At 72.0% G+C, this 20,956-nt stretch carries 19 protein-coding genes; 14 read left to right on the forward strand and 5 right to left on the reverse strand.

The features are described 5' to 3' along the window. Nucleotides 1-4: 4 nt before the first annotated feature. Nucleotides 5-970, reverse strand: coding sequence for a heme A synthase (locus tag ACGFWJ_RS21225; protein WP_392951767.1), 966 nt, complete (start codon nucleotides 968-970; stop codon nucleotides 5-7). A 167-nt stretch (nucleotides 971-1,137) separates the two neighbouring features. Here ACGFWJ_RS21225 and ACGFWJ_RS21230 point away from each other — a divergent pair, with 167 nt between their 5' ends. Next, the gene (locus ACGFWJ_RS21230) at nucleotides 1,138-1,293 is read left to right on the forward strand and encodes an LPXTG cell wall anchor domain-containing protein (RefSeq protein ID WP_392951770.1); all 156 of its coding nucleotides are present in this window, start codon (nucleotides 1,138-1,140) and stop codon (nucleotides 1,291-1,293) included. A gap of 31 nt (nucleotides 1,294-1,324) precedes the next feature. Here the strand turns inward: ACGFWJ_RS21230 and ACGFWJ_RS21235 are convergent, their stop codons facing one another. Together ACGFWJ_RS21235 and ACGFWJ_RS21240 are read right to left on the reverse strand one after the other, a co-directional pair. Then, nucleotides 1,325-2,095: an ABC transporter permease gene (locus ACGFWJ_RS21235; RefSeq protein WP_387862772.1), complete on the reverse strand. Its 771-nt coding sequence runs from the start codon at nucleotides 2,093-2,095 to the stop codon at nucleotides 1,325-1,327. Beyond that, the gene (locus ACGFWJ_RS21240) at nucleotides 2,092-3,009 is read right to left on the reverse strand and encodes an ABC transporter ATP-binding protein (protein ID WP_392951773.1); all 918 of its coding nucleotides are present in this window, start codon (nucleotides 3,007-3,009) and stop codon (nucleotides 2,092-2,094) included. The genes ACGFWJ_RS21235 and ACGFWJ_RS21240 overlap by 4 nt, the downstream gene beginning before the upstream one ends. Before the next feature lie 124 nt (nucleotides 3,010-3,133). Between ACGFWJ_RS21240 and ACGFWJ_RS21245 the strand changes: the two genes are divergently transcribed. The 8 genes from ACGFWJ_RS21245 (at nucleotide 3,134) to ACGFWJ_RS21280 (ending at nucleotide 9,928) form a co-directional block, all read left to right on the forward strand. Beyond that, nucleotides 3,134-4,003 carry a helix-turn-helix transcriptional regulator gene (locus tag ACGFWJ_RS21245; RefSeq protein WP_392951776.1) on the forward strand — a complete coding sequence of 290 codons (870 nt, stop codon included), beginning with the start codon at nucleotides 3,134-3,136 and terminating at the stop codon, nucleotides 4,001-4,003. Further along, nucleotides 3,996-5,408 carry a Fe-S cluster assembly protein SufB gene (gene sufB, locus ACGFWJ_RS21250; RefSeq protein ID WP_363480938.1) on the forward strand — a complete coding sequence of 471 codons (1,413 nt, stop codon included), beginning with the start codon at nucleotides 3,996-3,998 and terminating at the stop codon, nucleotides 5,406-5,408. Before ACGFWJ_RS21245 ends, sufB begins: the two co-directional genes overlap by 8 nt. 60 nt (nucleotides 5,409-5,468) lie before the next feature. Next, complete coding sequence (gene sufD / locus ACGFWJ_RS21255; RefSeq protein WP_392951778.1) at nucleotides 5,469-6,701, forward strand: Fe-S cluster assembly protein SufD; 1,233 nt, start codon at nucleotides 5,469-5,471, stop codon at nucleotides 6,699-6,701. Beyond that, nucleotides 6,698-7,021, forward strand: a complete 324-nt coding sequence (locus ACGFWJ_RS21260) for a non-heme iron oxygenase ferredoxin subunit (RefSeq protein ID WP_380365196.1) — start codon at nucleotides 6,698-6,700, stop codon at nucleotides 7,019-7,021. Before sufD ends, ACGFWJ_RS21260 begins: the two co-directional genes overlap by 4 nt. Before the next feature lie 7 nt (nucleotides 7,022-7,028). Further along, nucleotides 7,029-7,793: a Fe-S cluster assembly ATPase SufC gene (sufC, locus tag ACGFWJ_RS21265; RefSeq protein ID WP_387646389.1), complete on the forward strand. Its 765-nt coding sequence runs from the start codon at nucleotides 7,029-7,031 to the stop codon at nucleotides 7,791-7,793. Next, nucleotides 7,790-9,052 carry a cysteine desulfurase gene (locus ACGFWJ_RS21270; RefSeq protein WP_387646387.1) on the forward strand — a complete coding sequence of 421 codons (1,263 nt, stop codon included), beginning with the start codon at nucleotides 7,790-7,792 and terminating at the stop codon, nucleotides 9,050-9,052. The genes sufC and ACGFWJ_RS21270 overlap by 4 nt, the downstream gene beginning before the upstream one ends. A gap of 9 nt (nucleotides 9,053-9,061) precedes the next feature. Next, nucleotides 9,062-9,514 (forward strand): Fe-S cluster assembly sulfur transfer protein SufU, encoded by a 453-nt coding sequence (gene sufU / locus ACGFWJ_RS21275; RefSeq protein WP_073814843.1) that lies wholly within the window; start codon nucleotides 9,062-9,064, stop codon nucleotides 9,512-9,514. Between the two features lie 126 nt (nucleotides 9,515-9,640). Continuing rightward, nucleotides 9,641-9,928 (forward strand): metal-sulfur cluster assembly factor, encoded by a 288-nt coding sequence (locus ACGFWJ_RS21280; protein WP_051055973.1) that lies wholly within the window; start codon nucleotides 9,641-9,643, stop codon nucleotides 9,926-9,928. A gap of 171 nt (nucleotides 9,929-10,099) precedes the next feature. On the opposite strand, the gene ACGFWJ_RS21285 is transcribed toward ACGFWJ_RS21280, so the two are convergent. Then, nucleotides 10,100-11,425 carry an MFS transporter gene (locus ACGFWJ_RS21285; RefSeq protein ID WP_392951783.1) on the reverse strand — a complete coding sequence of 442 codons (1,326 nt, stop codon included), beginning with the start codon at nucleotides 11,423-11,425 and terminating at the stop codon, nucleotides 10,100-10,102. Nucleotides 11,426-11,801: 376 nt separating this feature from the next. On the opposite strand from ACGFWJ_RS21285, the gene ACGFWJ_RS21290 reads away from it, so the two are divergent. The 3 genes from ACGFWJ_RS21290 to ACGFWJ_RS21300 all read left to right on the forward strand — a co-directional run bounded on the left by ACGFWJ_RS21290 (nucleotide 11,802) and on the right by ACGFWJ_RS21300 (nucleotide 16,286). After that, nucleotides 11,802-13,388 carry a hypothetical protein gene (locus ACGFWJ_RS21290; RefSeq protein ID WP_392951786.1) on the forward strand — a complete coding sequence of 529 codons (1,587 nt, stop codon included), beginning with the start codon at nucleotides 11,802-11,804 and terminating at the stop codon, nucleotides 13,386-13,388. A 153-nt stretch (nucleotides 13,389-13,541) separates the two neighbouring features. Then, entirely contained in the window at nucleotides 13,542-14,648 is a 1,107-nt protein-coding gene (locus ACGFWJ_RS21295; protein WP_392951787.1) for a hypothetical protein, read from the forward strand. A gap of 144 nt (nucleotides 14,649-14,792) precedes the next feature. Further along, nucleotides 14,793-16,286: an alkaline phosphatase PhoX gene (locus ACGFWJ_RS21300; protein ID WP_392951790.1), complete on the forward strand. Its 1,494-nt coding sequence runs from the start codon at nucleotides 14,793-14,795 to the stop codon at nucleotides 16,284-16,286. A gap of 137 nt (nucleotides 16,287-16,423) precedes the next feature. Here ACGFWJ_RS21300 and ACGFWJ_RS21305 read toward each other — a convergent pair whose 3' ends face one another. Continuing rightward, complete coding sequence (locus ACGFWJ_RS21305) at nucleotides 16,424-18,016, reverse strand: PucR family transcriptional regulator (protein WP_392951792.1); 1,593 nt, start codon at nucleotides 18,014-18,016, stop codon at nucleotides 16,424-16,426. Nucleotides 18,017-18,298: 282 nt separating this feature from the next. Here ACGFWJ_RS21305 and pruA point away from each other — a divergent pair, with 282 nt between their 5' ends. After that, nucleotides 18,299-19,927 (forward strand): L-glutamate gamma-semialdehyde dehydrogenase, encoded by a 1,629-nt coding sequence (gene pruA, locus ACGFWJ_RS21310; RefSeq protein ID WP_387646370.1) that lies wholly within the window; start codon nucleotides 18,299-18,301, stop codon nucleotides 19,925-19,927. Between the two features lie 92 nt (nucleotides 19,928-20,019). Beyond that, a complete protein-coding gene (locus ACGFWJ_RS21315) occupies nucleotides 20,020-20,949 on the forward strand; it encodes a proline dehydrogenase family protein (RefSeq protein ID WP_387646368.1) in 930 nt (309 codons plus the stop codon). Nucleotides 20,950-20,956: the final 7 nt, after the last annotated feature.

Consider the following 20,956-nt stretch of genomic DNA (forward strand, 5'->3'; position numbering starts at 1 on the left):
TCGCTCAGGCGACCAGCTCGGTCGACGGGGCGGTGGCCTGGGCCGGGATCTCGGCGCGGGTGCGCAGGGCGAGCGGGATGCGGACGGCGGCGCCGAGGATCAGGGCCGAGCCCAGCATGTGCACGCCGACCATGATCTCCGGGGCGTCGGTGAAGTACTGGACGAAGCCCAGCACGCCCTGGATCATCAGCAGGCCGAACAGCTCGCGGACCCGGGCCCGGGCGGCCGGCGGGGCCTTCACGGCGGCGAACACCAGCAGCGCCGCCAGCGTCAGGCCGACCGAGAGGAACACCAGGTCGGCGTGGGCCTGGACGAGCCGGTCGTAGTCGATCGGGATGCGGTACACCGGCTTGCCGTCCTTGGACGAGGCTCCCGGGTGGTGGCCCGCGCCGGTGACCGCTGTACCGGCCACCACCAGCAGGCTGATCGTCAGCACCAGCACCTGGGCGAGGCGCTGGATCGGCTCCGCGACCAGGGCCCGCGGCGAGCCGTCACCCTCCCGGGTGCGCTCCCACTGCACCACCGCGACCCAGACCAGGGCCAGCGCGGCGACCATGTGCGCCGCCACGATGTACGGGTTCAGGCCGGTCAGGACGGTGATGCCGCCCATCACCGCGTTGCTCATCACCAGCCAGAACTGGGCCCAGCCGAGCTTGGTCAGCGAGCGCCGCCACGGCTTGGCGCAGCGGGCCGCCAGGATCGCCCAGCCGACGGCCGCGCACAGCACGTAGGTGAGCATCCGGTTGGTGAACTCGATGACGCCGTTGATGCCCATCTCGGGCGTCGGCGTCAGGCTCTCGGCGGTGCAGCGCGGCCAGGTGGTGCAGCCGAGACCGGAGGCGGTCAGCCGGACGGCGCCGCCGGTGACCACGATCACCACGCTCATCACCAGGGCGGCCATGGCCGCCCGGCGGACGTGCTGCGCGCTCGGGTGCCAGCGCTCGGCGAGGAGGGAGAACGGGTTGGTCACCGGACCATCGTAGGCGGGCTTACACGGTGGTCCGGCGTCGCGGGTGCGGCAGCGGGCCTCGCGAGGGGCGCGCGGACAAAACGGGCGGATCGAGCGTGTCGGTGCGTTGGTCTTGACCTGCTGGCGAGTGGCCGAAAGGGTGCGACTTGGTCCAGACCTTTCACAGGTTGGGCTCATCTCTCCCTGCCCTTCTCCACCCGTGGAGTCCGTTCACCGGGTCGGAGGGCCTGCTGGCGCTGACCGTGGGCGGCGCGGCGGTGCTCGGCGTGGGCGGCGGGATCGTCTACGCGGCACGCCGCAAGAAGGCCGGCGCCGCTTTCTGAGCCCGGACGCGGCCCCCGAGGGCAGCGGGGGCTACTCCCAGCGGAAGAAGCGGGCGGCCGCGGCCAGGCCGAGCACCGACCAGACGCCCAGGATGCCGAGGTCGGACCAGGGCATGCCGTGGCCGAGCTGGAGCACCGAGCGCAGGCCGTCGGAGAGCGCCGAGATCGGCAGCAGCTCCAGCACCGGGCGCACCGCGTCCGGGAACTTGGCGAGCGGCACCACCACGCCGCCGGCCAGCAGCAGCAGGATGAACACCAGGTTGGCGCCGGCCAGGGTGGCCTCCGCGCGCAGCGTGCCCGCCATCAGCAGGCCGAGGCCGGAGAATGCGGCGGTGCCGAGCACCAGCAGGAGCAGGACCGCCAGCGGGTTGCCGTGCGGCGACCAGCCGAGGGCCAGCGCGATGCCGGAGAGCAGCAGCACCTGGAGCAGTTCGGTGACCAGCACGCAGCCGGTCTTCGCGGTGAGCAGCGCCCAGCGGGGCAGCGGTGTCGCGCCGAGCCGCTTGAGGACGCCGTAGCGGCGCTCGAAGCCGGTGGCGATGGCCTGGCCGGTGAAGGCGGTGGACATCACGGCGAGCGCCAGCAGGCCGGGGGCGAGGAAGTCGACGCGCTTGCCGGGGCCGTCCACGGCGACCACGTCGACGGCGGAGAACAGCACCAGCAGCACGGTGGGGATGACCACGGTGAGCAGCAGCTGCTCGCCGTTGCGCAGCAGCATCCTGGTCTCCAGGGCGGTCTGCGCGAGCAGCATCCGGCCGACCGGCGCGGCGCCCGGGCGGGGGGTGAGGTCGGTGGCGGTCATCGCAGGTCCCGTCCGGTCAGGTCGAGGAAGACGTCTTCGAGGCTGCGGCGCTGTACCGCGAGCTTGTCGGGCATCACCCCGGCCTCGGCGCACCAGCCGGTGACGGCGGCGAGCAGGGCGGCGTCCAGGGCGGCCTCGACGCGGTAGGAGCCGCGGGAGGGCTCGGCGACCAGGGCGGTGTCGGGGAGGACCTTGCGCAGGCCGGCCAGGTCCAGCCCGGGGGGTCCGTCGAAGCGCAGCTGGGCGTCGGGGCCGCGCAGCTCGTCGGGGGAGCCCTGGGCGATGACCTTGCCGCGGTCGACGACGGCGACGTCGTCGGCGAGCTGTTCGGCCTCGTCCATCTGGTGGGTGGTGAGGACGACGGTGACGCCGGCGGTGCGCAGTTCGGTGACCAAGTCCCAGGTGGCGCGGCGGGCCTGCGGGTCGAGGCCGGCGGTGGGTTCGTCCAGGAAGACCAGTTCGGGGCGGCCGACCACGGCCATGGCGAGGGCCAGGCGCTGCTGCTGGCCGCCGGAGAGCCGGCGGTAGGGGGTGCGGCCGCAGGAGTCCAGGCCGAGGCGTTCGGCGAGCGGGCCGACGGGCAGCGGGTTCGCGTAGAGCTTCGCGGTGTGCTGGAGCATTTCGAGGGCGCGCGCACCGGCGTACACGCCGCCCGACTGGAGCATCACGCCGATCCGCGGCTTGAGCTGCCCGGCCTGCGCGACCGGGTCCAGGCCGAGGACCCGGACGGTGCCGGCGTCGGGGCGGCGGTAGCCCTCGCAGGTCTCGATGGTGGTGGTCTTGCCCGCGCCGTTGGGGCCGAGCACCGCGGTGACGGTTCCGCGCGCGATGGCCAGGTCGAGGCCGTCCACGGCGGTCTTGTCGCCGTACCGCTTGACCAGTCCGGTCACCTCGACGGCGGGGTCTGCATGCATACCGGCGAGTGTAGGAGCAGTTCACGGCCCTCATCAGGTAAGGCATGCCTTCCGTGATGGAGGCCACCGGTGAGACCGGGGTCACGGCTTGTTTCCCGCGGACGAATTAAGCAACAATCGTGTTGTGAAAAAGATTCGCGAGCATGACGCTCAGCGGGAGCCCGAGGCTCCCGACTGTGCCGTGCCCGCGACTCCGGCGGAGGCGCTCGCCGCCGAGGGCCACCGGGCGACCCGGGACCGGGTCGCCCGTTCGATCCTCGACCACGGGCCGTCCTCGGCCGCCGACCTGGCCGGCCGCCTCGGCCTGACCACCGCCGCGGTGCGCCGCCACCTGGACGGCCTGACCGCCGCCGGGCTGGTCGAGTCCCGCGAGCAGCGGGTCTACGGCAGCCGCGGCCGGGGCCGTCCGGCCAAGGTGTTCGCCCTGACCGACGGCGGGCGGGACGCCTTCTACCAGGCCTACGACCAGCTCGCCGCAGACGCGCTGCGCTGGATCTCGGAGGCCGCCGGTGGCGGCGAGGCGGGCGAGCAGGCGGTCGCCGCCTTCGCCCGGGCCCGGCTCGCCAAGCAGGGCCGGAAGTACCAGGGTGAGGTCGAACAGGCCGACGCCCCGCAGCGGGCCCAGGCGCTCGCTCGGGCCTTGAGCGCCGACGGGTACGCTGCCACGGTGCGGCCCGTCCCGTCCGCCGCCCCGGCGCCTGCCGCCCCGGCCGGCGCCCAGCTGTGCCAGCACCACTGCCCGGTCGCGCACATCGCCGAGCAGTTCCCGCAGCTCTGCGAGGCGGAGACCGAGGTCTTCTCGCAGCTCCTGGGCACCCATGTGCAACGGCTGGCCACCATCGCCCACGGCGACGGGGTCTGCACCACGTATGTGCCGGCATCCGGTGCCGCACCGTCGTCCTCCGGGACGCCCGGTGCCGTGCCGACTGCCGGTACCTCCATCGAACGTCCGACGAAACCGGCTCCACCGCGCGGAGGAACCTCGCATGACTGACATCGCACACCCCGAGCTCGAAGGTCTCGGCACGTACGAGTACGGCTGGGCCGACTCGGACGCGGCCGGTGCCGCCGCCAAGCGTGGCCTGAGCGAGGACGTCGTCCGCGACATCTCGGCGAAGAAGAACGAGTCCGAGTGGATGCTCAACCTTCGCCTCAAGGGCCTGAAGCTGTTCGGCAAGAAGCCGATGCCGACCTGGGGCTCCGACCTGTCGGGCATCGACTTCGACAACATCAAGTACTTCGTGCGCTCGACCGAGAAGCAGGCCGAGTCCTGGGAGGACCTGCCCGCCGACATCAAGGCCACGTACGACAAGCTGGGCATCCCGGAGGCGGAGAAGCAGCGCCTGGTCGCCGGTGTCGCCGCCCAGTACGAGTCCGAGGTCGTCTACCACCAGATCCGTGAGGACCTGGAGGAGCAGGGCGTCATCTTCCTGGACACCGACACCGCGCTGCGCGAGCACCCGGAGCTGTTCAAGGAGTACTTCGGCACCGTCATCCCGGTGGGCGACAACAAGTTCGCCTCGCTGAACACCGCGGTGTGGTCCGGCGGATCGTTCATCTACGTGCCGAAGGGCGTGCACGTGGACATCCCGCTGCAGGCCTACTTCCGGATCAACACCGAGAACATGGGCCAGTTCGAGCGGACGCTGATCATCGTCGACGAGGACGCCTACGTCCACTACGTCGAGGGCTGCACCGCGCCGATCTACTCCTCGGACTCGCTGCACTCCGCGGTGGTCGAGATCATCGTCAAGAAGGGCGGCCGCTGCCGCTACACGACCATCCAGAACTGGTCGAACAACGTCTACAACCTGGTCACCAAGCGCGCCGTGGCGTACGAGGGCGCGACCATGGAGTGGGTCGACGGCAACATCGGCTCCAAGGTCACCATGAAGTACCCGGCCGTCTACCTGATGGGCGAGCACGCCAAGGGCGAGACGCTGTCGATCGCGTTCGCCGGCGAGGGCCAGCACCAGGACGCCGGCGCGAAGATGGTCCACATGGCGCCGAACACCTCGTCGCACATCGTCTCCAAGTCGGTGGCGCGCGGCGGCGGCCGGACCTCCTACCGCGGTCTGATCGAGATCGGCGAGGGCTCGCACGGCGCCAAGTCGAACGTGCTGTGCGACGCGCTGCTGGTCGACACCATCTCCCGCTCGGACACCTACCCGTACGTGGACGTCCGCGAGGACGACGTGTCGATGGGCCACGAGGCGACGGTCTCCAAGGTCTCCGAGGACCAGCTCTTCTACCTGATGAGCCGCGGCCTGACCGAGACCGAGGCGATGGCGATGATCGTCCGAGGCTTCGTCGAGCCGATCGCGCGCGAGCTGCCGATGGAATACGCGCTGGAGCTGAACCGGCTGATCGAGCTGCAGATGGAGGGCGCGGTCGGCTGACGCGCCGTCAGCCCCCGCCCGTCCGTCGACCATTTCCGAAAGAGAGCAACACGAACAGCCATGGCTGAGCAGAACACTCCCGGCTCCACCACCGCCGGTTCGATCGAGGTGGGCACCGCCGGCGCCGGCGCGCAGCTCGCCGGTCCGGGCACCGGCCGCGAGAGCGTCCGGCAGCCGATCGACGCCCGCGTCGCGGTCAAGCCGTCCTTCGACGTGAACGACTTCCCGGTGCCGACCGGCCGCGAGGAGGACTGGCGCTTCACGCCGATGCACCGCCTCGCCGGGCTGCACGACGGCACTGCGGTCGATGCCGTGAAGGGTGAGGACAAGATCGAGCTGGGCCTGCCGGAGGGTGTCACCTCCGAGCTGGTCGGCCGCGACGACGCCCGCGTCGGCAAGGCCGGCACCCCGGTGGACCGGATCGCCGCGCAGGCGTTCAGCGCCTTCGAGCAGGCCCTGGTGGTGACCGTCCCCAAGGAGACGGTGCTGACCGAGCCGGTCCGGATCGACGTGCACGGCGAGGGCGGGGTCCGCTTCGCCCACGTGGTGATCGAGGTCAAGCCGTTCGCCGAGGCCGTCGTGGTGTTGAACCACTCCGGCACCGGCACCCGCGCCGCCAACGTCGACCTGCTGGTCGGCGACGGCGCCAAGCTGACCTTCGTCTCCGTCCAGGACTGGGAGCGGGACGCGGTGCACGCCGCCCAGCACAATGCGCTGGTCGGCCGGGACGCCACCTTCAAGTCCGTGGTGGTCACCTTCGGCGGCGACGTGGTGCGCCTGCACCCGCGGGTCTCCTACGCGGGCCCCGGCGGCGAGGCCGAGCTGTTCGGCCTGTACTTCGCGGACGCCGGGCAGCACCTCGAGCACCGCCTGATCATCGACCACGACACCCCGCACTGCCGCTCCAACGTCGCCTACAAGGGCGCGCTGCAGGGCGAGGACGCGCACGCGGTGTGGATCGGCGACGTGCTGATCCGCGCGGCCGCGGTCGGCACCGACACCTACGAGCTCAACCGCAACCTGGTGCTCACCGACGGCGCCCGGGTCGACTCGGTCCCCAACCTGGAGATCGAGACCGGCGAGATCGTCGGCGCCGGCCACGCCTCCGCCACCGGCCGCTTCGACGACGAGCAGCTGTTCTACCTGCAGTCCCGCGGCATCCCGGCCGACGAGGCCCGCCGCCTGGTGGTGCGCGGCTTCTTCGCCGAGCTGGTCCAGCAGATCGGCGTCGCCGAGATCCAGGACCGCCTGATGGAGAAGATCGAGGCCGAGCTGGAAGAGACGGTCGCATGAGCGCCGGCTACCTGCGTGCCTGCGCGCTGAGCGTGCTGCAGGAGGACGTGCCCAAGAAGGTCGAGCTGAACGGCGTCCCGGTGGCGATCGTCCGCACCGACGAGGGCGTGTTCGCGATCAACGACATCTGCTCGCACGCCAACGTCTCGCTCTCCGAGGGCGAGGTCGAGGACTGCATGATCGAGTGCTGGCTGCACGGCTCCAGCTTCGACCTGCGCACCGGAAAGCCGTCCGGGCTGCCCGCGACCAGGCCGGTCGCCGTCTACCCCGTAAAGATCGAAGGGGACGATGTGCTCGTCTCCGTCAACCAGGAGAACTGAGTACCCCATGGCAACGCTTGAAATCCGCGACCTGCACGTCTCCGTCAACGCCGAGGGCGGCCCCCGCCAGATCCTCAAGGGCGTCGACCTGACGGTCAAGCAGGGCGAGACCCACGCGATCATGGGTCCGAACGGCTCCGGCAAGTCCACCCTGGCCTACTCGCTGGCCGGCCACCCCAAGTACACCGTCACCGGTGGCGAGGTGCTGCTGGACGGCGAGGACGTGCTGGCGATGTCGGTCGACGAGCGCGCCAAGGCCGGCCTGTTCCTGGCCATGCAGTACCCGGTCGAGGTCCCCGGCGTCTCGGTCTCCAACTTCCTGCGCACCGCCGCCACCGCCGTCCGCGGCGAGGCCCCCAAGCTGCGGCTGTGGGTCAAGGAGGTCAAGGAGGCGATGGCCGCCCTGCAGATGGACCCGGCGTTCGCCGAGCGCAACGTCAACGAGGGCTTCTCCGGCGGTGAGAAGAAGCGTCACGAGATCCTCCAGCTCGAGCTGCTCAAGCCGAAGGTCGCGATCCTCGACGAGACCGACTCCGGCCTGGACGTCGACGCGCTGCGGATCGTCTCCGAGGGCATCAACCGGGTCCGCTCCACCGGCGAGGTCGGCACCCTGCTGGTCACCCACTACACCCGCATCCTGCGCTACATCAAGCCCGACTACGTGCACGTCTTCGCGGGCGGCCGGATCGTCGAGTCCGGCGGTGCCGAGCTCGCCGACAAGCTGGAGGAAGAGGGCTACGAGAGCTACGTGAAGGGCGGCGCTTCCGAGTGACCCACTCCCATCTGACCGGACTCCTGGACACCGACGCGATCCGCAAGGACTTCCCCGTCCTGTCGCGGGTGCTGCACGACGGCAAGCCGCTGGTGTACCTGGACAACGCGGCGACCTCGCAGAAGCCGCGCCAGGTGCTGGACGCGCTGAACGCCTACTACGAGCAGCACAACTCCAACGTCCACCGCGGCGTGCACGTGCTCGCCGAGGAGGCGACCGCGCTGTACGAGGGCGCCCGGGACAAGGTCGCGGCGTTCATCAACGCGCCCAGCCGGAACGAGGTGATCTTCACCAAGAACGCCTCGGAGTCGCTCAACCTCGTTGCCAACATGCTGGGTTGGGCCGACGAGCCGTACCGGGTGGACGCCGACTCGGAGATCGTGATCACCGAGATGGAGCACCACTCCAACATCGTTCCGTGGCAGCTGCTCGCGCAGCGCACCGGCGCGAAGCTGAAGTGGTTCGGGCTGACCGACGAGGGCCGGCTCGACCTGTCCAACATCGACGAGCTGATCACCGAGAAGACGAAGATCGTCTCCGTCACCCTGGTGTCCAACCTGCTGGGCACCATCAACCCGGTGGAGACCATCGTCCGCAAGGCGCAGTCGGTCGGCGCGCTGGTCGCCATCGACGCCTCGCAGGCCGCCCCGCACGCCGTCCTCGACGTGCAGGCGCTGGAGGCCGACTTCGTCGCCTTCACCGGCCACAAGATGCTGGCCCCGACCGGCATCGGCGTGCTGTGGGGACGCCAGGAGCTCCTCGAGGACCTCCCGCCGTTCCTCGGCGGTGGCGAGATGATCGAGACCGTCACCATGGGCTCGTCCACCTACGCCCCCGCGCCGCACAAGTTCGAGGCCGGCACCCCGCCGATCGCCCAGGCCGTCGGCCTCGGCGCCGCCATCGACTACCTGTCGGCGATCGGCATGGACCGCGTGGCCGCGCACGAGCACGCGATCACCGAGTACGCCATCGAGCGCCTGCTGGACGTCCCCGACCTGCGGATCATCGGCCCGCGCACGGCCGTGGACCGCGGCGCGGCGATCTCCTTCACGCTCGGCGACATCCACCCGCACGACGTCGGCCAGGTGCTCGACGAGCAGGGCATCGCGGTCCGGGTCGGCCACCACTGCGCGCGGCCGGTCTGCCTGCGGTACGGAATTCCGGCGACCACCAGGGCGTCGTTCTATCTGTACTCCACGCCCGGTGAGGTGGACGCGCTGATCGACGGCCTCCACCACGTCCGCAACTTCTTCGGCTGAGGTGGTCGCATGAAGCTCGACTCGATGTACCAGGAGATCATCCTGGACCACTACCGCAACCCCCACGGCAAGGGGCTGCGGGACGGCGACGCCGAGGTGCACCACGTCAACCCGACGTGCGGCGACGAGATCACCCTGCGGGTGAAGCTCGACGGCGCGGTCGTCGCGGACGTCTCCTACGAGTCGCAGGGCTGCTCGATCAGCCAGGCCTCCGCCTCCGTGCTCAACGACCTGGTGGTCGGAAAGACGGTCGGCGAGGCGCAGCAGGTCCAGGAGGCGTTCCTGGAGCTGATGCAGAGCAAGGGCCAGTCCGAGGGCGACGAGGAGATCCTGGAGGACGCCGTCGCGTTCGCCGGGGTCTCCAAGTACCCGGCCCGGGTCAAGTGCGCCCTGCTCGGCTGGATGGCCTGGAAGGACGCCACCGCCAAGGCGCTGGCCGGCCACCCCGAGATTTCCGACTGACGTTCCGGTAAGGACACTGAATTCATGAGCGAGAACGAGACCCCCGAGGCCGCCACGGCCGAGGTCGCGGTGTCCGACAGCCCCGGTGCGTTCACCACCGCCGGGACCGTCACCACCGAGGACCTCATGGAGGCCCTGATGGACGTCGTCGACCCCGAACTGGGCATCGACGTCGTCAACCTGGGCCTGATCTACGGCCTGCACATCGACGAGGACGACACCGCCACCGTCGACATGACCCTCACCTCCGCGGCCTGCCCCCTCACCGACGTGATCGAGGACCAGGCCCGGACCGCGACCGACGGCCTGGTCAAGGACCTGCGGATCAACTGGGTCTGGATGCCGCCGTGGGGCCCGGACAAGATCACCGACGAGGGCCGCGACCAGCTGCGCGCGCTCGGCTTCAACGTCTGATCGGTCAGTAGTACTTCTGGCAGGGGCGGGACCTTCGGGTTCCGCCCCTGTTGCGTGTGCTCACTTGATCGTTGCCTCCCGCAGCGCCGCCGCCACCCGGCGGACCGGGCCCGACCGCGGACGGTCGGGCAGCCGGGCCGGCAGTAGCCGATGTCCGCCTCGCGGTGGGGGTCAGTCCTTGCGGCGCAGGACGGCGGCGGCCAGGGCCAGGGAGGCGGTGGCGGCGAGGGCGGCGAAGGTGGTGATGGCGGGGATCAGGCCGTAGGCGCGGGTGAGGGCGCCGACGGCGATGATCGGGGCGGAGGAGCCGAGGTAGACGATCACCCAGAGGGTGGAGAGTTCGCTGCCGCGGCGGGCGGGGTCGAGGGCGGCCACTGCGGCGGTGAACAGGGAGCGGAAGGCGATGCCCTGGCTGACGCCGGCGACCACGCTGCCGATGAAGAGGAGTGCGGGGGTGCCGGTGGCGGCGGCCGCGGTGAGCAGGCCGAGGCCGGTGGCCAGGCCGGTCAGGCCGGCGGCGACCACAACGCGGTCGGAGGTGGGCGGGACCAGGAGCTGGGCGGCTGCCGAGGAGCCGAGCAGCAGGGCCGCGACGGCGGCGCCCGCCATCTTGGAGTCGGTGTGCAGCAGGGTGCTGGAGAACGCCGGGGCGAGCGCCAGGTAGACGCCGAAGACCGCGTACGAGACGAAGCCCGCGCCGGAGGCGAGCAGGAACTCGCGGCGCCCGGAGCGGGGCAGTCGCAGGCGCTGCGGGCGCAGCTGTGTGGGGGTGGTGATGCGCGGCGGGGAGGCCGGCGGGCGGACCGAGCCGGGCATCCGCGGGTGCACCAGGGCGAGGGGTACGCAGAGGGCGAGCAGCGCGACGGCGTGGGTCAGGAACAGGCCCGGCAGCGGGTTCGAACCCGAGGCCATGGCCGCGCCGACCAGCGGGCCGAGTGCGACGCCGCCGGCCGAGCAGGCCAGGGTGATTTTGGCGGCGAGGGTGGGCCGGTCGGGCAGCAGGTCGCCGAGGGCGGCGCCCGCCGCGCCCGTGGACAGGCCGACGGCGATGCCCTGGACGGCGCGTCCGGCGGCCAGTTGCCAGAAGGAGCCGGCGGTGGCGAAGACGACGTCGCCGGCGGCGGACAGCGCGACCGCGGGCAGGATCATGGCGCGTCGCCCGAGGTGGTCCGACCAGTGGCCGACCGCGGCCAGTACCGGGACCAGGGCGAACACGTAGACCGTGAACAGGATCGTGGTGTCGAGCGGGGTCAGGCCGAGCCGCTGCTGGAGCGCGGGGTAGAGCGGCGTGACCAGGTTGGCGCCGATCAGCATCAGCAGCAGGCCGGCGGCGACCAGGCCGACCCGGATGCCGCGCAGCGCGTTCCATCGGCTGATCGCGGAGAGCTGGAGCTGCTTGCGAGGGGCGAGTTCCAGTGGAAGCAGGGCCTCCGACAGTCGGCGGCCGGCGTACTGAGCGGTGCTCAGGCCGGGGCCGGCGGGGGAGAGGTCCGCCATGGCAGGGGTCTCCTGTGGCCGGGCGCCGCCGGGCGTGGCCAGGCCGGGGAGTGGTGGCATGGCGGACTGGCCCGGTCGGCGCGGGTGTGCACGTGGTTCTTGGGGTTCGGAGCTCCGTCGCTCCGGGGACGCACGCGCGGGGGTGGTGCGCGGCGCCCACCGAAGGATACGTGCACCCGGGCACTCGTTCGGCCGCACCGTCCCACTCGTTCGGGGGGACGCCCGGGCGGCTCACGCTTTCGGTGGTGGCGGCCGATACGCTGGGTTGACGGGCCGACACACCGGTCCGCGCCGCCGATGCCCCGGCGTCCGCCCCTTTGTCGGACCGCCCACCGGGCGGCGGTTACCTCCGACGAACAGCGGGAGTTCGCGCGCGATGGCCGGACGAAGCCGTAAGACCCCTGAGCAGCAGCCGTCCGACGCCGAGGGCCTGCTGCCCGCCGACTACGACCTCGCGGAGCTGTACGGCTCCAGCAGCGGCGACGAGGACCCCGACGACACGGCGGTGCTGATCCCGCCGATCGTGCTGCCCTCGGACCGGGAACTCGCCGACGCGGCGCTCGCCGTCCCGCTGATCGCCCAGGTGGTCGCGCTGGCCCGCTGGGTCGACCCGCACCGCGACGTCGACGAGCACGGCGACCTCGGCCCCGAGGACCGGATCCGGGCCGCCCGGATGCTCGGCATCGAGGACCCGGACGAGGAGGACGTCGTCGAGGCGATGCGCGCCTGGGCGCTGGCCTGCGACCTCGGCGCGGTGGAGACCGGCACCACCGAGGGCGGCACCCACATCGCCGTCCCCGGCGCCGACCTGCCCGCCGTCGAGGCCGGCGAGCCGGCGGCCGTGCTCGGCCTGTGGTTCGAGGCCGCCGAACTGGTCCGCGAACTCGCCGCCGAGGCCGAGTCGGTGGACCCGGACGTGGTCGAGGGCAGCGAGCGGGACGATCCCGAGGGCCTGGCCGAGGTGGAGGACGCCCGGGACCAGGCCGCCGAGATCCTCGACGAGGCGCTGCACGTGCTGTACGAGTCCACCGCGTTCGCCGAGCCCGGCGCCGACACCACCGTCCCGCTGGGCGTGCTGGCCGCGCTGCTGGTCGTCCCCGAGGGCGAGGAGCCCGACGAGGAGATGCTCGGCGAGATCACCGACCTGATGGTCGTCCTCGACCCGATGCTCGGCGACCTCGCCGAACTCGGCCTGGTCGAGCACACGCCGATCGACCCCGAACTGTTCGAGGAGGAGGACGACGACGCCGCCGCCGCCGAGCCCGAGCACCCGCTGACCGACGAGGACGCCGCCCGCTTCGGCACCGTCCGGCTCACCCCGCTCGGCCAGTACGCCGTCCGCGAGTGGCTGATCGCCGACGGCTTCGACGCCCCGCTGATCGGTGACCTCGCCGACCTCGACGGCCCCGCCCTGCTGCGCGCCCTCGCCGAGAACGGCAACACCTTCGCCGAGCCCGAGCTCAGGGCCTGGCTGGCCGCCCGGGAGGACGCCACCGACGCCGCCCGCGCGCTGCTGTCCGGCGGGCGGGGCCGCGACGTGCAGTCGCCGGTGCGCCGCTACTACTGCGGGTTCGCGCTCGGCGAGCTCGGCGAGGACGCCGTCCCCGCCGTCCGGGAGGTCGTCGACGACCCCGAGCTGGGCGGCCTGGCCCGCGAGTGGCTGCGCGCCCGCGGCGAGGACGTCGAGGCCGCCGAACGCCCCGACGCGCTGTGGCGGGTGGTCGACTCGGTGGCCGCCGTGCTGCTGCTCACCGCCGGTGAGGGGGGCCGCCTGCAGGCGCTGGTCGCCGACCTGCCGGTCACCGACAACCCGGCCAGCTACTTCGGCGAGGTGTGGCGGGTGCCGCACCCGTTGACGCCCGAGGTGCTGGAGGTCATCGGCGCGCTCCACCTGGACCGCAAGGTCGCCAAGGAGGCGCGGCGGGCCGCGATCAAGGCCCGTTCGCTGAGGGCGCAGCGCTGACGGGCAACCCGGGCGGGTTCCCGCCGCGTCACCCTGGCGGAAGACCACCGCGAAGCTGATGGATCGACAGGTTCCCCGGGCCGTATGGTGGTCGCCGTGCCGGGCCCGCCCGGCAGCAGAACGGTGTGGCGAGTGCCGGGGGTGCGGCGAGAAATGAAGAGGCAGCACGCGAGCGGGCCGTGGGAGATCGAGGAGGTCTACGCGGACCAGGAGGCGTACAGCCGGCGGCTGATGGCCGGGGCCGGGTTCCCGGTGTTCGGCTGGGAGCACCGCGCGGGCGGCCTGCCCGGGCGGGACGTCCTCGCCGAGTACCAGGTCGACAACGGCGAACTCGGCTGGGTGGAGGTCCGCTCCGGTGACTGGAACCGTGCGGACGGTCCGTACGTGACCGTCCGCACCTACCGGCCCGGCGCGGAACTCACCGAACCGCTGCCCGACCTGGAGGACGTGGTCGAGGACGAGCGCGACCGGGTGTACGAGCAGCTCGGCATCGACGAGGGCGACACCCCCGGCGGCGTGCGGGCGCTGCGCGAGTGGATCACCGTGGACGGCGACCCGCGCGCCTTGCAGATCCACGAGGACCGCCGCCCCGGCGCCGGCACCGTCTGGGCCGGCCGGCTGTGGATGGACGGCACCACCGTCACCGTCACCGGACGCGGGGTGCCGCCCGGCGCGATCGAACTGCGCGGAATCGCCGACTTCGAGCAGTACATCATCGGCCGCACCGCGCTGCTGCGGACCCTGGCCGCCCGCCGGACCACCGTGCCCGAGCCCGCGGCCGAACCGACACCCGCCGAACTCGGCCTGACCGCCCACCGCGAACTCGTCGAGCACGGCATCGCCCGGGCCACCGCGATGGTCACCCAGCTCCGGGCCGGCCGCAGCGCGAGGCTGCCCCGGCACCTGCGCGGTGCGGACCGCAAGGCCCGCTGGGAGACCGTGGTGCGCCAGCAGATGTGGCTCGCCTCGGAGACCGAGGAGGAGGCGGACAGCGCCGTCACCTCGATGGTCAACCACCTCGGCCGGCTCGCCCACCACGTGGACTGGCTGACCGGCACCGCGGAGGGCGCCGCGGCCGCCGAGGAAGTGGTGCGGTACACCGTGTTCGCCAGTGAGGTGCCGAGCCTGCCCGCGCAGCGCGCCTGGGAACGCCTGTGGGCCGGGGGCACGCCCGAGCTGCCGTCCGGCACGGAGGACGCCTGGCTGACCGCCTGGGAGCAGTGGCGCGTCGAGCGTACCCAGCACCGGAACCAGTGGTAAAGGCCCGGTCATGGGGTCGTCTCCGGTTGGCAAAACGGTCGGTGGATCGGCGCTTTGACGTAGCGTCCGATTCACGCCCGGTTCACGCGCGGGCCGGACTCTGACGGTCACCGATCCGTCTCCTTCTGCTGAGGAGTGACCGTCATGTCGCTGTCCCGCCGGGACTTCGTGAACCGTTCGACCGTGCTCGGCGCAGGCGTCCTGATCGCCGGAAGCGCGGAGGTCCTCGCCACCGCGCCCGGGGCGATCGCCGCTCCCTCCGGCGGCGAGGCCGCCCTCGCCGGGGCCGGGCACGCCGCGGTCGGCTACGGCGCGCTGGTGTCCGACCCCGAGGGCATCCTGGCACTGCCCAGGGGCTTCTCCTACGAGATCATCACCCGCACCGGCGTCACCACCCTGCTGACCGGCGAGAGCACCCCCAGCAACCACGACGGCACCGCCGCGTTCGAGGGGCGCCACGGCGCGACCCTGCTGGTCAACAACCACGAACTGGCCGGCCCGCGGGCGAACTGGCCGCACCCCGTGCCGCTGCTGGACGGCTACGTGTACGACCCGGCGGCGGCCGGCGGGTGCACGGTCGTGGAGGTGTCCGGGCGCGGTCATGCTCAGGAGGACGGCGACGATCACGGTCGCGGGCACGGGTACGGCAAGCGGCGGGTGCGGGAGTGGGTCGGCATCGCCGGCACCGCCACCAACTGCGCCGGCGGGGCCACCCCTTGGGGCACCTGGCTGACCTGCGAGGAGACCGAGGACAAGGCCGGCACCAACGGCTTCACCAAGGACCACGGCTACGTCTTCGAGGTCGACCCGCACGACCAGGACGCCAACCGGAACCCGCAGCCGATCAAGGCCTTCGGCCGGTTCCCGCACGAGGCCGTCGTCATCGACGAGAAGCGCGGCCATGCCTACCTCACCGAGGACGCGGCCAAGCCCAACGGCCTCTTCTACCGCTGGACGCCGCCGGCCGGCTTCCGGCACGGCAAAGGCAAGCTGCGCACGCTGGCCGCCGACGCGGGCGCGCTGGAGGCGCTGAAGGCGTTCGACGCCCAGGGCAAGCTGGTCGACGACCTCTCCCGCGCCACCAAGCCCGGCACCACGTACGGCGCGGACTGGGTCAAGGTCGCGGACCGGGACGCCCGCACCACCTCGATCCGCAAGCAGTTCGCAGCCGGCGAGATCACCCGGGCCCGCAAGCTGGAAGGCATGTGGTGGGGGGACGGCGGCATCTACTTCGTGTCGTCGTTCGCGCGCGAGGAGTCGCCGCTGCAGCACGACGGGCAGGTCTGGTTCTACCACCCGGCCCGGCGGACGCTGACGCTGAAGGTCATCCTCGGGGTCAACGCGGATGTGTGGACGGACAAGGGGAACTTCGACGGCCCCGACAACATCACGGTGTCGCCGCACGGCGGGCTGATCATCGCCGAGGACGGCAACGGGCTGCAGCACCTGTTCGGGGCGACTTCGGACGGGCGGACGTATGCGCTGGCGCGGAACGAGCTCAACCTGGGGACGGCGGAGAAGCCGGAGTTCAGCGAGTTCACCGGGGTGACGTTCTCGCGGGACGGGCGGACGTTGTTCGCGAATATTCAGGAGCCGGGGATCATGCTCGCGATTACGGGGCCGTGGCACCGGATGTGACGTGACTGGTGGGTCCGCCCGGGGAGGGGTGTTGCGCTCCCTTGGGCGGACCTTGCCGTTGTGGGTGGTTGCTCGCGCAGTTCCGCCCCCTCGCTCCGCTGGGGGGACCCCCAGCGCCCCTGACGGGGCGCGGACCGTCAGTCGGAGAGGCGCAGTTGGAGCATCGCCAGGAGGCGTTGTTGGGGTTGGGTCAGGTCGAGGCCGGTCAACTGCTCTGCGCGGCGGACTCGGTAGCGCAGGGTGTTGGGGTGGATGTGGAGGGCGTCTGCGGCTGCGCGGACTTCGCCGAGGGCTTCGAGGTAGGCGAGGACGGATTCGGCGAGGCGGGTGTGGTGGCGGGTGTCGTAGGTGGTGAGGGCGGTGAGGCGGGGGTCGCGGAGTTCGGGGCGGTCCTGGAGGAGGGCGAGGACTTCGGAGACCAGGACTTCGGCCTGGACGTCGTGCAGGGCGGCGACGTCGGGGACGACGCCGCCGCGGCCCATGGCGTCGAGGATGCGGTCGGCCTGGGCGCGGGAGGAGGGGACGTCGGCGAGGCCGGGGACGGTGGGGCCGATGGCGGCGCGCAGGGGGATGGCGAGGTGGGTGCGGGCGGCGTCGACGGTCTCCTGGGCCCAGTCGCGGAGGGTGGACTGCGGGAGGGCGGGCGGGAGTTCGGGCAGCAGGACGTAGATGCGGGAGTCGACGGGGGCGAGCAGGGCGCCGCGGTGACGGGCGGCGGTGTGGACGGAGATCAGGCCGGTGACTTCGTCGCGGGAGAGTTCGGCGTCGCGTTCGGCGGTGGCGGCCGGGGCGTAGGCGAGGACGGTGGCGGGGCGGCGCAGGTCGAGGCCGAGGTGGGTGGCGAGCGACTGGGGGCCGGTGGAGCCTTCCAGCAGGCCGGTGAGCAGGGTCTGGGTGAGCCGGGCGTCGGCCGACAACTCGCGGCGGCGGCGCACCAGTTGGCCGGCGGCGACGCGGGCGGCGCCGACCAGGGCGCGGTCGGCGGTGGGGGCGAGCGGGCGGGTGCTCTCCTGGACCCAGATGGTGCCGAGCGGCTGGGCGCCGGAGCGGATCGCGATGGCGAGGCGGCGGCGGATGCCGAGTTCGGGGTGGGCGGCGATCTCGATCGCGCCGTCGGAGCCGCGCAGGTGGGAGAAGACGCCCCATTCGCGGAGCTTGGCGAGGTAGGGCTCGGGCCCCTGGCGGCCGAGGATGGACAGCCGGCGCAGGTCGTCGACCTCGTCGGAGTCGGAGGTGCGGGAGTAGGCGAGGACCCGGCTGGAGGTGTCCTCGATGGAGACGATGCCGCCGGTGAGGACGGCGACGGTCTGGGCGAGGGTGAAGAGGTCGCCGGTGTCGGCCTCGCCCGGTTCTCCGCTGTCGGGTCCGGCGAGCAGGGCGCGGGCGAGCGAGTCGAGGTGTTCCCAGCGGGTTTCGCGGCGTACTGAGAGGAGGGCGACGCCGGCTTCGGTGGCGGCCTCGCGCAGCGCGTCGGCCTGGCCGGGTCCGTCGAGCTTGACGGCGACGGCGGCGGCCCGGGCGCGGCCGGCGGCGCGCAGGGCGGGGAGGGCGGCGCGGCCGCGGGCGCCGATGGCCAGGACGAGTTCGCCCGGGGCGGCGGTCGGCGGGTCCTCCGGGTCGAGGATGGCGACGTCGCGGACCGGGACGTCCAGGCCGGCCGGCGCGGCCTGGAGTTCGACCAGGGGTTCGCCGAGCGACATCAGCAACTGGCGCAGCGGCAGGCCGTTCATGGGCGGGGTCCTCGTCGAGTCACTGTCGGGGTCTGGCGGGGTCCGTCGAGCCCGTCGGGTCTTCGTCGGGGCGGACAACATCCCGGCCTCGAGTTTAGTGAGCCGGACAGGATTCGGCGGCCGTGACCGGGACGTGACGGTGTTCGTCCGGGCGGACAACGGCGAGCGGGGGACTTTGGCGGCGCGGCCAACAGTTGGCGGCCAGGACGGGGAATAGCGTTCGTGACATGGCCGACGTGTGAACCCCGTCGGCGTCCCATGACGAGAAGGAGAGCGTGCGCCATGGATGCTGTGACCCAGGTCCCCGCGCCGGTCAACGAGCCGGTCCACAGCTACGCCCCCGGGAGCCCCGAGCGGGCCCGCCTGGAGGCGAAGCTGAAGGAGCTGGGCGGCCAGGGGCCGATCCAGCTCACCATGACGATCAACGGCGAGCAGCGCCTCGGCGGCGGCTCCGAGTTCCACGTGGTGCAGCCGCACAACCACGCGGCGAAGCTCGGCACGCTGCGCAACGCCACCCAGGACGACGCGCGTGAGGCCATCGACACCGCGCTGGCCGCCGCCCCGGCCTGGCAGGCGCTCTCCTTCGACTCGCGCGCCGCGATCTTCCTGCGCGCCGCCGACCTGCTGGCCGGCCCGTGGCGCGAGACGCTGGCCGCCGCCACCATGCTCGGCCAGTCGAAGACCGCCCAGCAGGCGGAGATCGACACCCCCTGCGAGCTGGTCGACTTCCTGCGCTTCAACGTGCACTTCGCCCGGCAGATCCTGGCCGAGCAGCCGATCTCCTCGGACGGCGTGTGGAACCGCATGGACCACCGCCCGCTGGAGGGCTTCGTCTACGCGATCACCCCGTTCAACTTCACCGCGATCGCCCTCAACCTGCCGACCGCGCCCGCGCTGATGGGCAACGTGGTGATCTGGAAGCCGTCCCCGACGCAGCAGTTCGCCGCGCACTACCTGATGCGTCTGCTGGAGGCCGCCGGCCTGCCCAAGGGCGTCATCAACATGGTCACCGGTGACGGCCTGGACGTCTCCGAGGTCGCGCTGAAGCACCCCGCGCTGGCCGGCATCCACTTCACCGGCTCCACCCCCACCTTCCAGCACCTGTGGCGCACGGTCGGCGAGAACATCGCCAACTACCGCACCTACCCGCGGATCGTCGGCGAGACCGGCGGCAAGGACTTCCTGGTCGCCCACCCGTCCGCCGACAAGGCGATCCTGAAGACCGCGATGACCCGCGGCGCCTTCGAGTTCCAGGGCCAGAAGTGCTCGGCGCTGTCCCGCGCGTACGTCCCGGCCTCGATCTGGGCCGAGCTGAAGGACGACTTCCGCGACGAGGTCGAGTGGCTCACCATGGGTGACGTCACCGACCTGGCGAACTTCATGGGCGCCGTCATCGACGAGCGTGCGTTCGCCAAGAACAAGGCCGCGATCGACCGCGCCCAGGCCGACCCGAAGGTCGAGGTCCTGGCGGGCGGCACGTACGACGACTCGGTCGGCTACTTCGTCCGCCCGACCGTGCTGGTCTGCGAGGACCCGACCGCCGAGTACTTCAAGGACGAGTACTTCGGCCCGATCCTCTCCGTGCACGTCTACGAGGACGACAAGTACGACGAGATGCTCGCGCAGATGGAGTCGGTGTCGTCCTACGGCCTGACCGGCTCGATCATCGCCCAGGACCGCGAGGCCGTGCAGCACGCCATGCACGTGCTGCGCAACGCCGCCGGCAACTTCTACATCAACGACAAGCCGACCGGCGCCGTCGTCGGCCAGCAGCCCTTCGGCGGCGGCCGGGCCTCCGGCACCAACGACAAGGCCGGTGCCAAGCAGAACCTGATGCGCTGGACGTCCACCCGGTCCATCAAGGAGACGTTCGTCCCGCCGACGGACTACCGCTACCCGCACATGGGCTGACCCAGCCCCGCTGTGCTCTTCGGCGGGGCGGCCGCCACCCCGGCCGCCCCGCCACCTCTCGCCACCAGCTGAACCTTGATCCGGGAGTACCGATGCTCCGTTCCGCCCTCCTCGCCGCCTCGCGCTCCCCGCAGGTGCGCACCATGGTCGAGAAGTTCCCGCCCACCCACGCGATAGTCGAGCGCTTCGTCGCCGGTGACCGCCTCGACCAGGGCGTGGACGCCACCGAGACGCTGGTCAACAGCGGCCGCAAGGTCACCCTCGACCACCTCGGCGAGGACACCAAGGACGCCGCCCAGGCGGCCGGCACCGCCCTGGCGTACGAGCACCTGCTGACCGCCCTCAAGGAGACCGGCCTCGCCGCGAACGCTGAGGTCTCCGTCAAGCTCTCCGCGGTCGGCCAGTTCCTGCCCGTGGACGGCGAGAAGATCGCGCTGGAGAACGCCCGCCGGATCTGCCAGGCCGCCGCCGACGCCGGCACCACGGTGACCCTCGACATGGAGGACCACACCACCACCGACTCCACCCTCGGCATCGCCCGCGAACTGCGCGCCGACTTCCCGTGGCTCGGCGTCGTCCTGCAGGCCTACCTGCGGCGCACCGAGGCCGACTGCCGAGACCTCTCCCACGAGGGCTCCCGGGTGCGCATCTGCAAGGGTGCCTACAAGGAGCCCGAGTCGGTCGCCTTCCAGGGCAAGCACGAGGTCGACCTCGCGTACGTCCGCGCGCTGAAGGTCCTGATGGCCGGTCAGGGCTACCCGATGGTGGCCTCGCACGACCCCAACATGATCAAGATCGCGGGCCAGCTGGCCGAGTGGAACCGCCGCGACGTCACCTCCTTCGAGTACCAGATGCTGTTCGGCATCCGCCCCGAGGAGCAGCTCCGCCTCGCCGAGGCCGGCAACACCATGCGCGTGTACCTGCCGTACGGCCAGGAGTGGTACGGCTACTTCATGCGCCGCCTCGCGGAGCGCCCCGCGAACCTGACGTTCTTCCTGCGGGCGATGGCCACCCGCGGCTGACGTCGGC

The sequence above is a fragment of the Kitasatospora sp. NPDC048407 genome (assembly GCF_043200475.1).
In the GTDB taxonomy this organism is placed as follows: domain Bacteria; phylum Actinomycetota; class Actinomycetes; order Streptomycetales; family Streptomycetaceae; genus Kitasatospora.

Bases quoted from the DNA above. Each gene is read 5' to 3' on its own strand.
- ACGFWJ_RS21235 (WP_387862772.1), bottom strand. From the start codon at position 2,095: ATGACCGCCACCGACCTCACCCCCCGCCCGGGCGCCGCGCCGGTCGGC.
- ACGFWJ_RS21240 (WP_392951773.1), bottom strand. From the start codon at position 3,009: ATGCATGCAGACCCCGCCGTCGAGGTGACCGGACTGGTCAAGCGGTAC.
- sufB (WP_363480938.1), top strand. From the start codon at position 3,996: ATGACTGACATCGCACACCCCGAGCTCGAAGGTCTCGGCACGTACGAG.
- sufD (WP_392951778.1), top strand. From the start codon at position 5,469: ATGGCTGAGCAGAACACTCCCGGCTCCACCACCGCCGGTTCGATCGAG.
- ACGFWJ_RS21260 (WP_380365196.1), top strand. From the start codon at position 6,698: ATGAGCGCCGGCTACCTGCGTGCCTGCGCGCTGAGCGTGCTGCAGGAG.
- sufC (WP_387646389.1), top strand. From the start codon at position 7,029: ATGGCAACGCTTGAAATCCGCGACCTGCACGTCTCCGTCAACGCCGAG.
- sufU (WP_073814843.1), top strand. From the start codon at position 9,062: ATGAAGCTCGACTCGATGTACCAGGAGATCATCCTGGACCACTACCGC.
- ACGFWJ_RS21280 (WP_051055973.1), top strand. From the start codon at position 9,641: ATGGAGGCCCTGATGGACGTCGTCGACCCCGAACTGGGCATCGACGTC.
- ACGFWJ_RS21285 (WP_392951783.1), bottom strand. From the start codon at position 11,425: ATGGCGGACCTCTCCCCCGCCGGCCCCGGCCTGAGCACCGCTCAGTAC.
- ACGFWJ_RS21290 (WP_392951786.1), top strand. From the start codon at position 11,802: ATGGCCGGACGAAGCCGTAAGACCCCTGAGCAGCAGCCGTCCGACGCC.
- ACGFWJ_RS21295 (WP_392951787.1), top strand. From the start codon at position 13,542: ATGAAGAGGCAGCACGCGAGCGGGCCGTGGGAGATCGAGGAGGTCTAC.
- ACGFWJ_RS21300 (WP_392951790.1), top strand. From the start codon at position 14,793: ATGTCGCTGTCCCGCCGGGACTTCGTGAACCGTTCGACCGTGCTCGGC.
- ACGFWJ_RS21305 (WP_392951792.1), bottom strand. From the start codon at position 18,016: ATGAACGGCCTGCCGCTGCGCCAGTTGCTGATGTCGCTCGGCGAACCC.
- pruA (WP_387646370.1), top strand. From the start codon at position 18,299: ATGGATGCTGTGACCCAGGTCCCCGCGCCGGTCAACGAGCCGGTCCAC.
- ACGFWJ_RS21315 (WP_387646368.1), top strand. From the start codon at position 20,020: ATGCTCCGTTCCGCCCTCCTCGCCGCCTCGCGCTCCCCGCAGGTGCGC.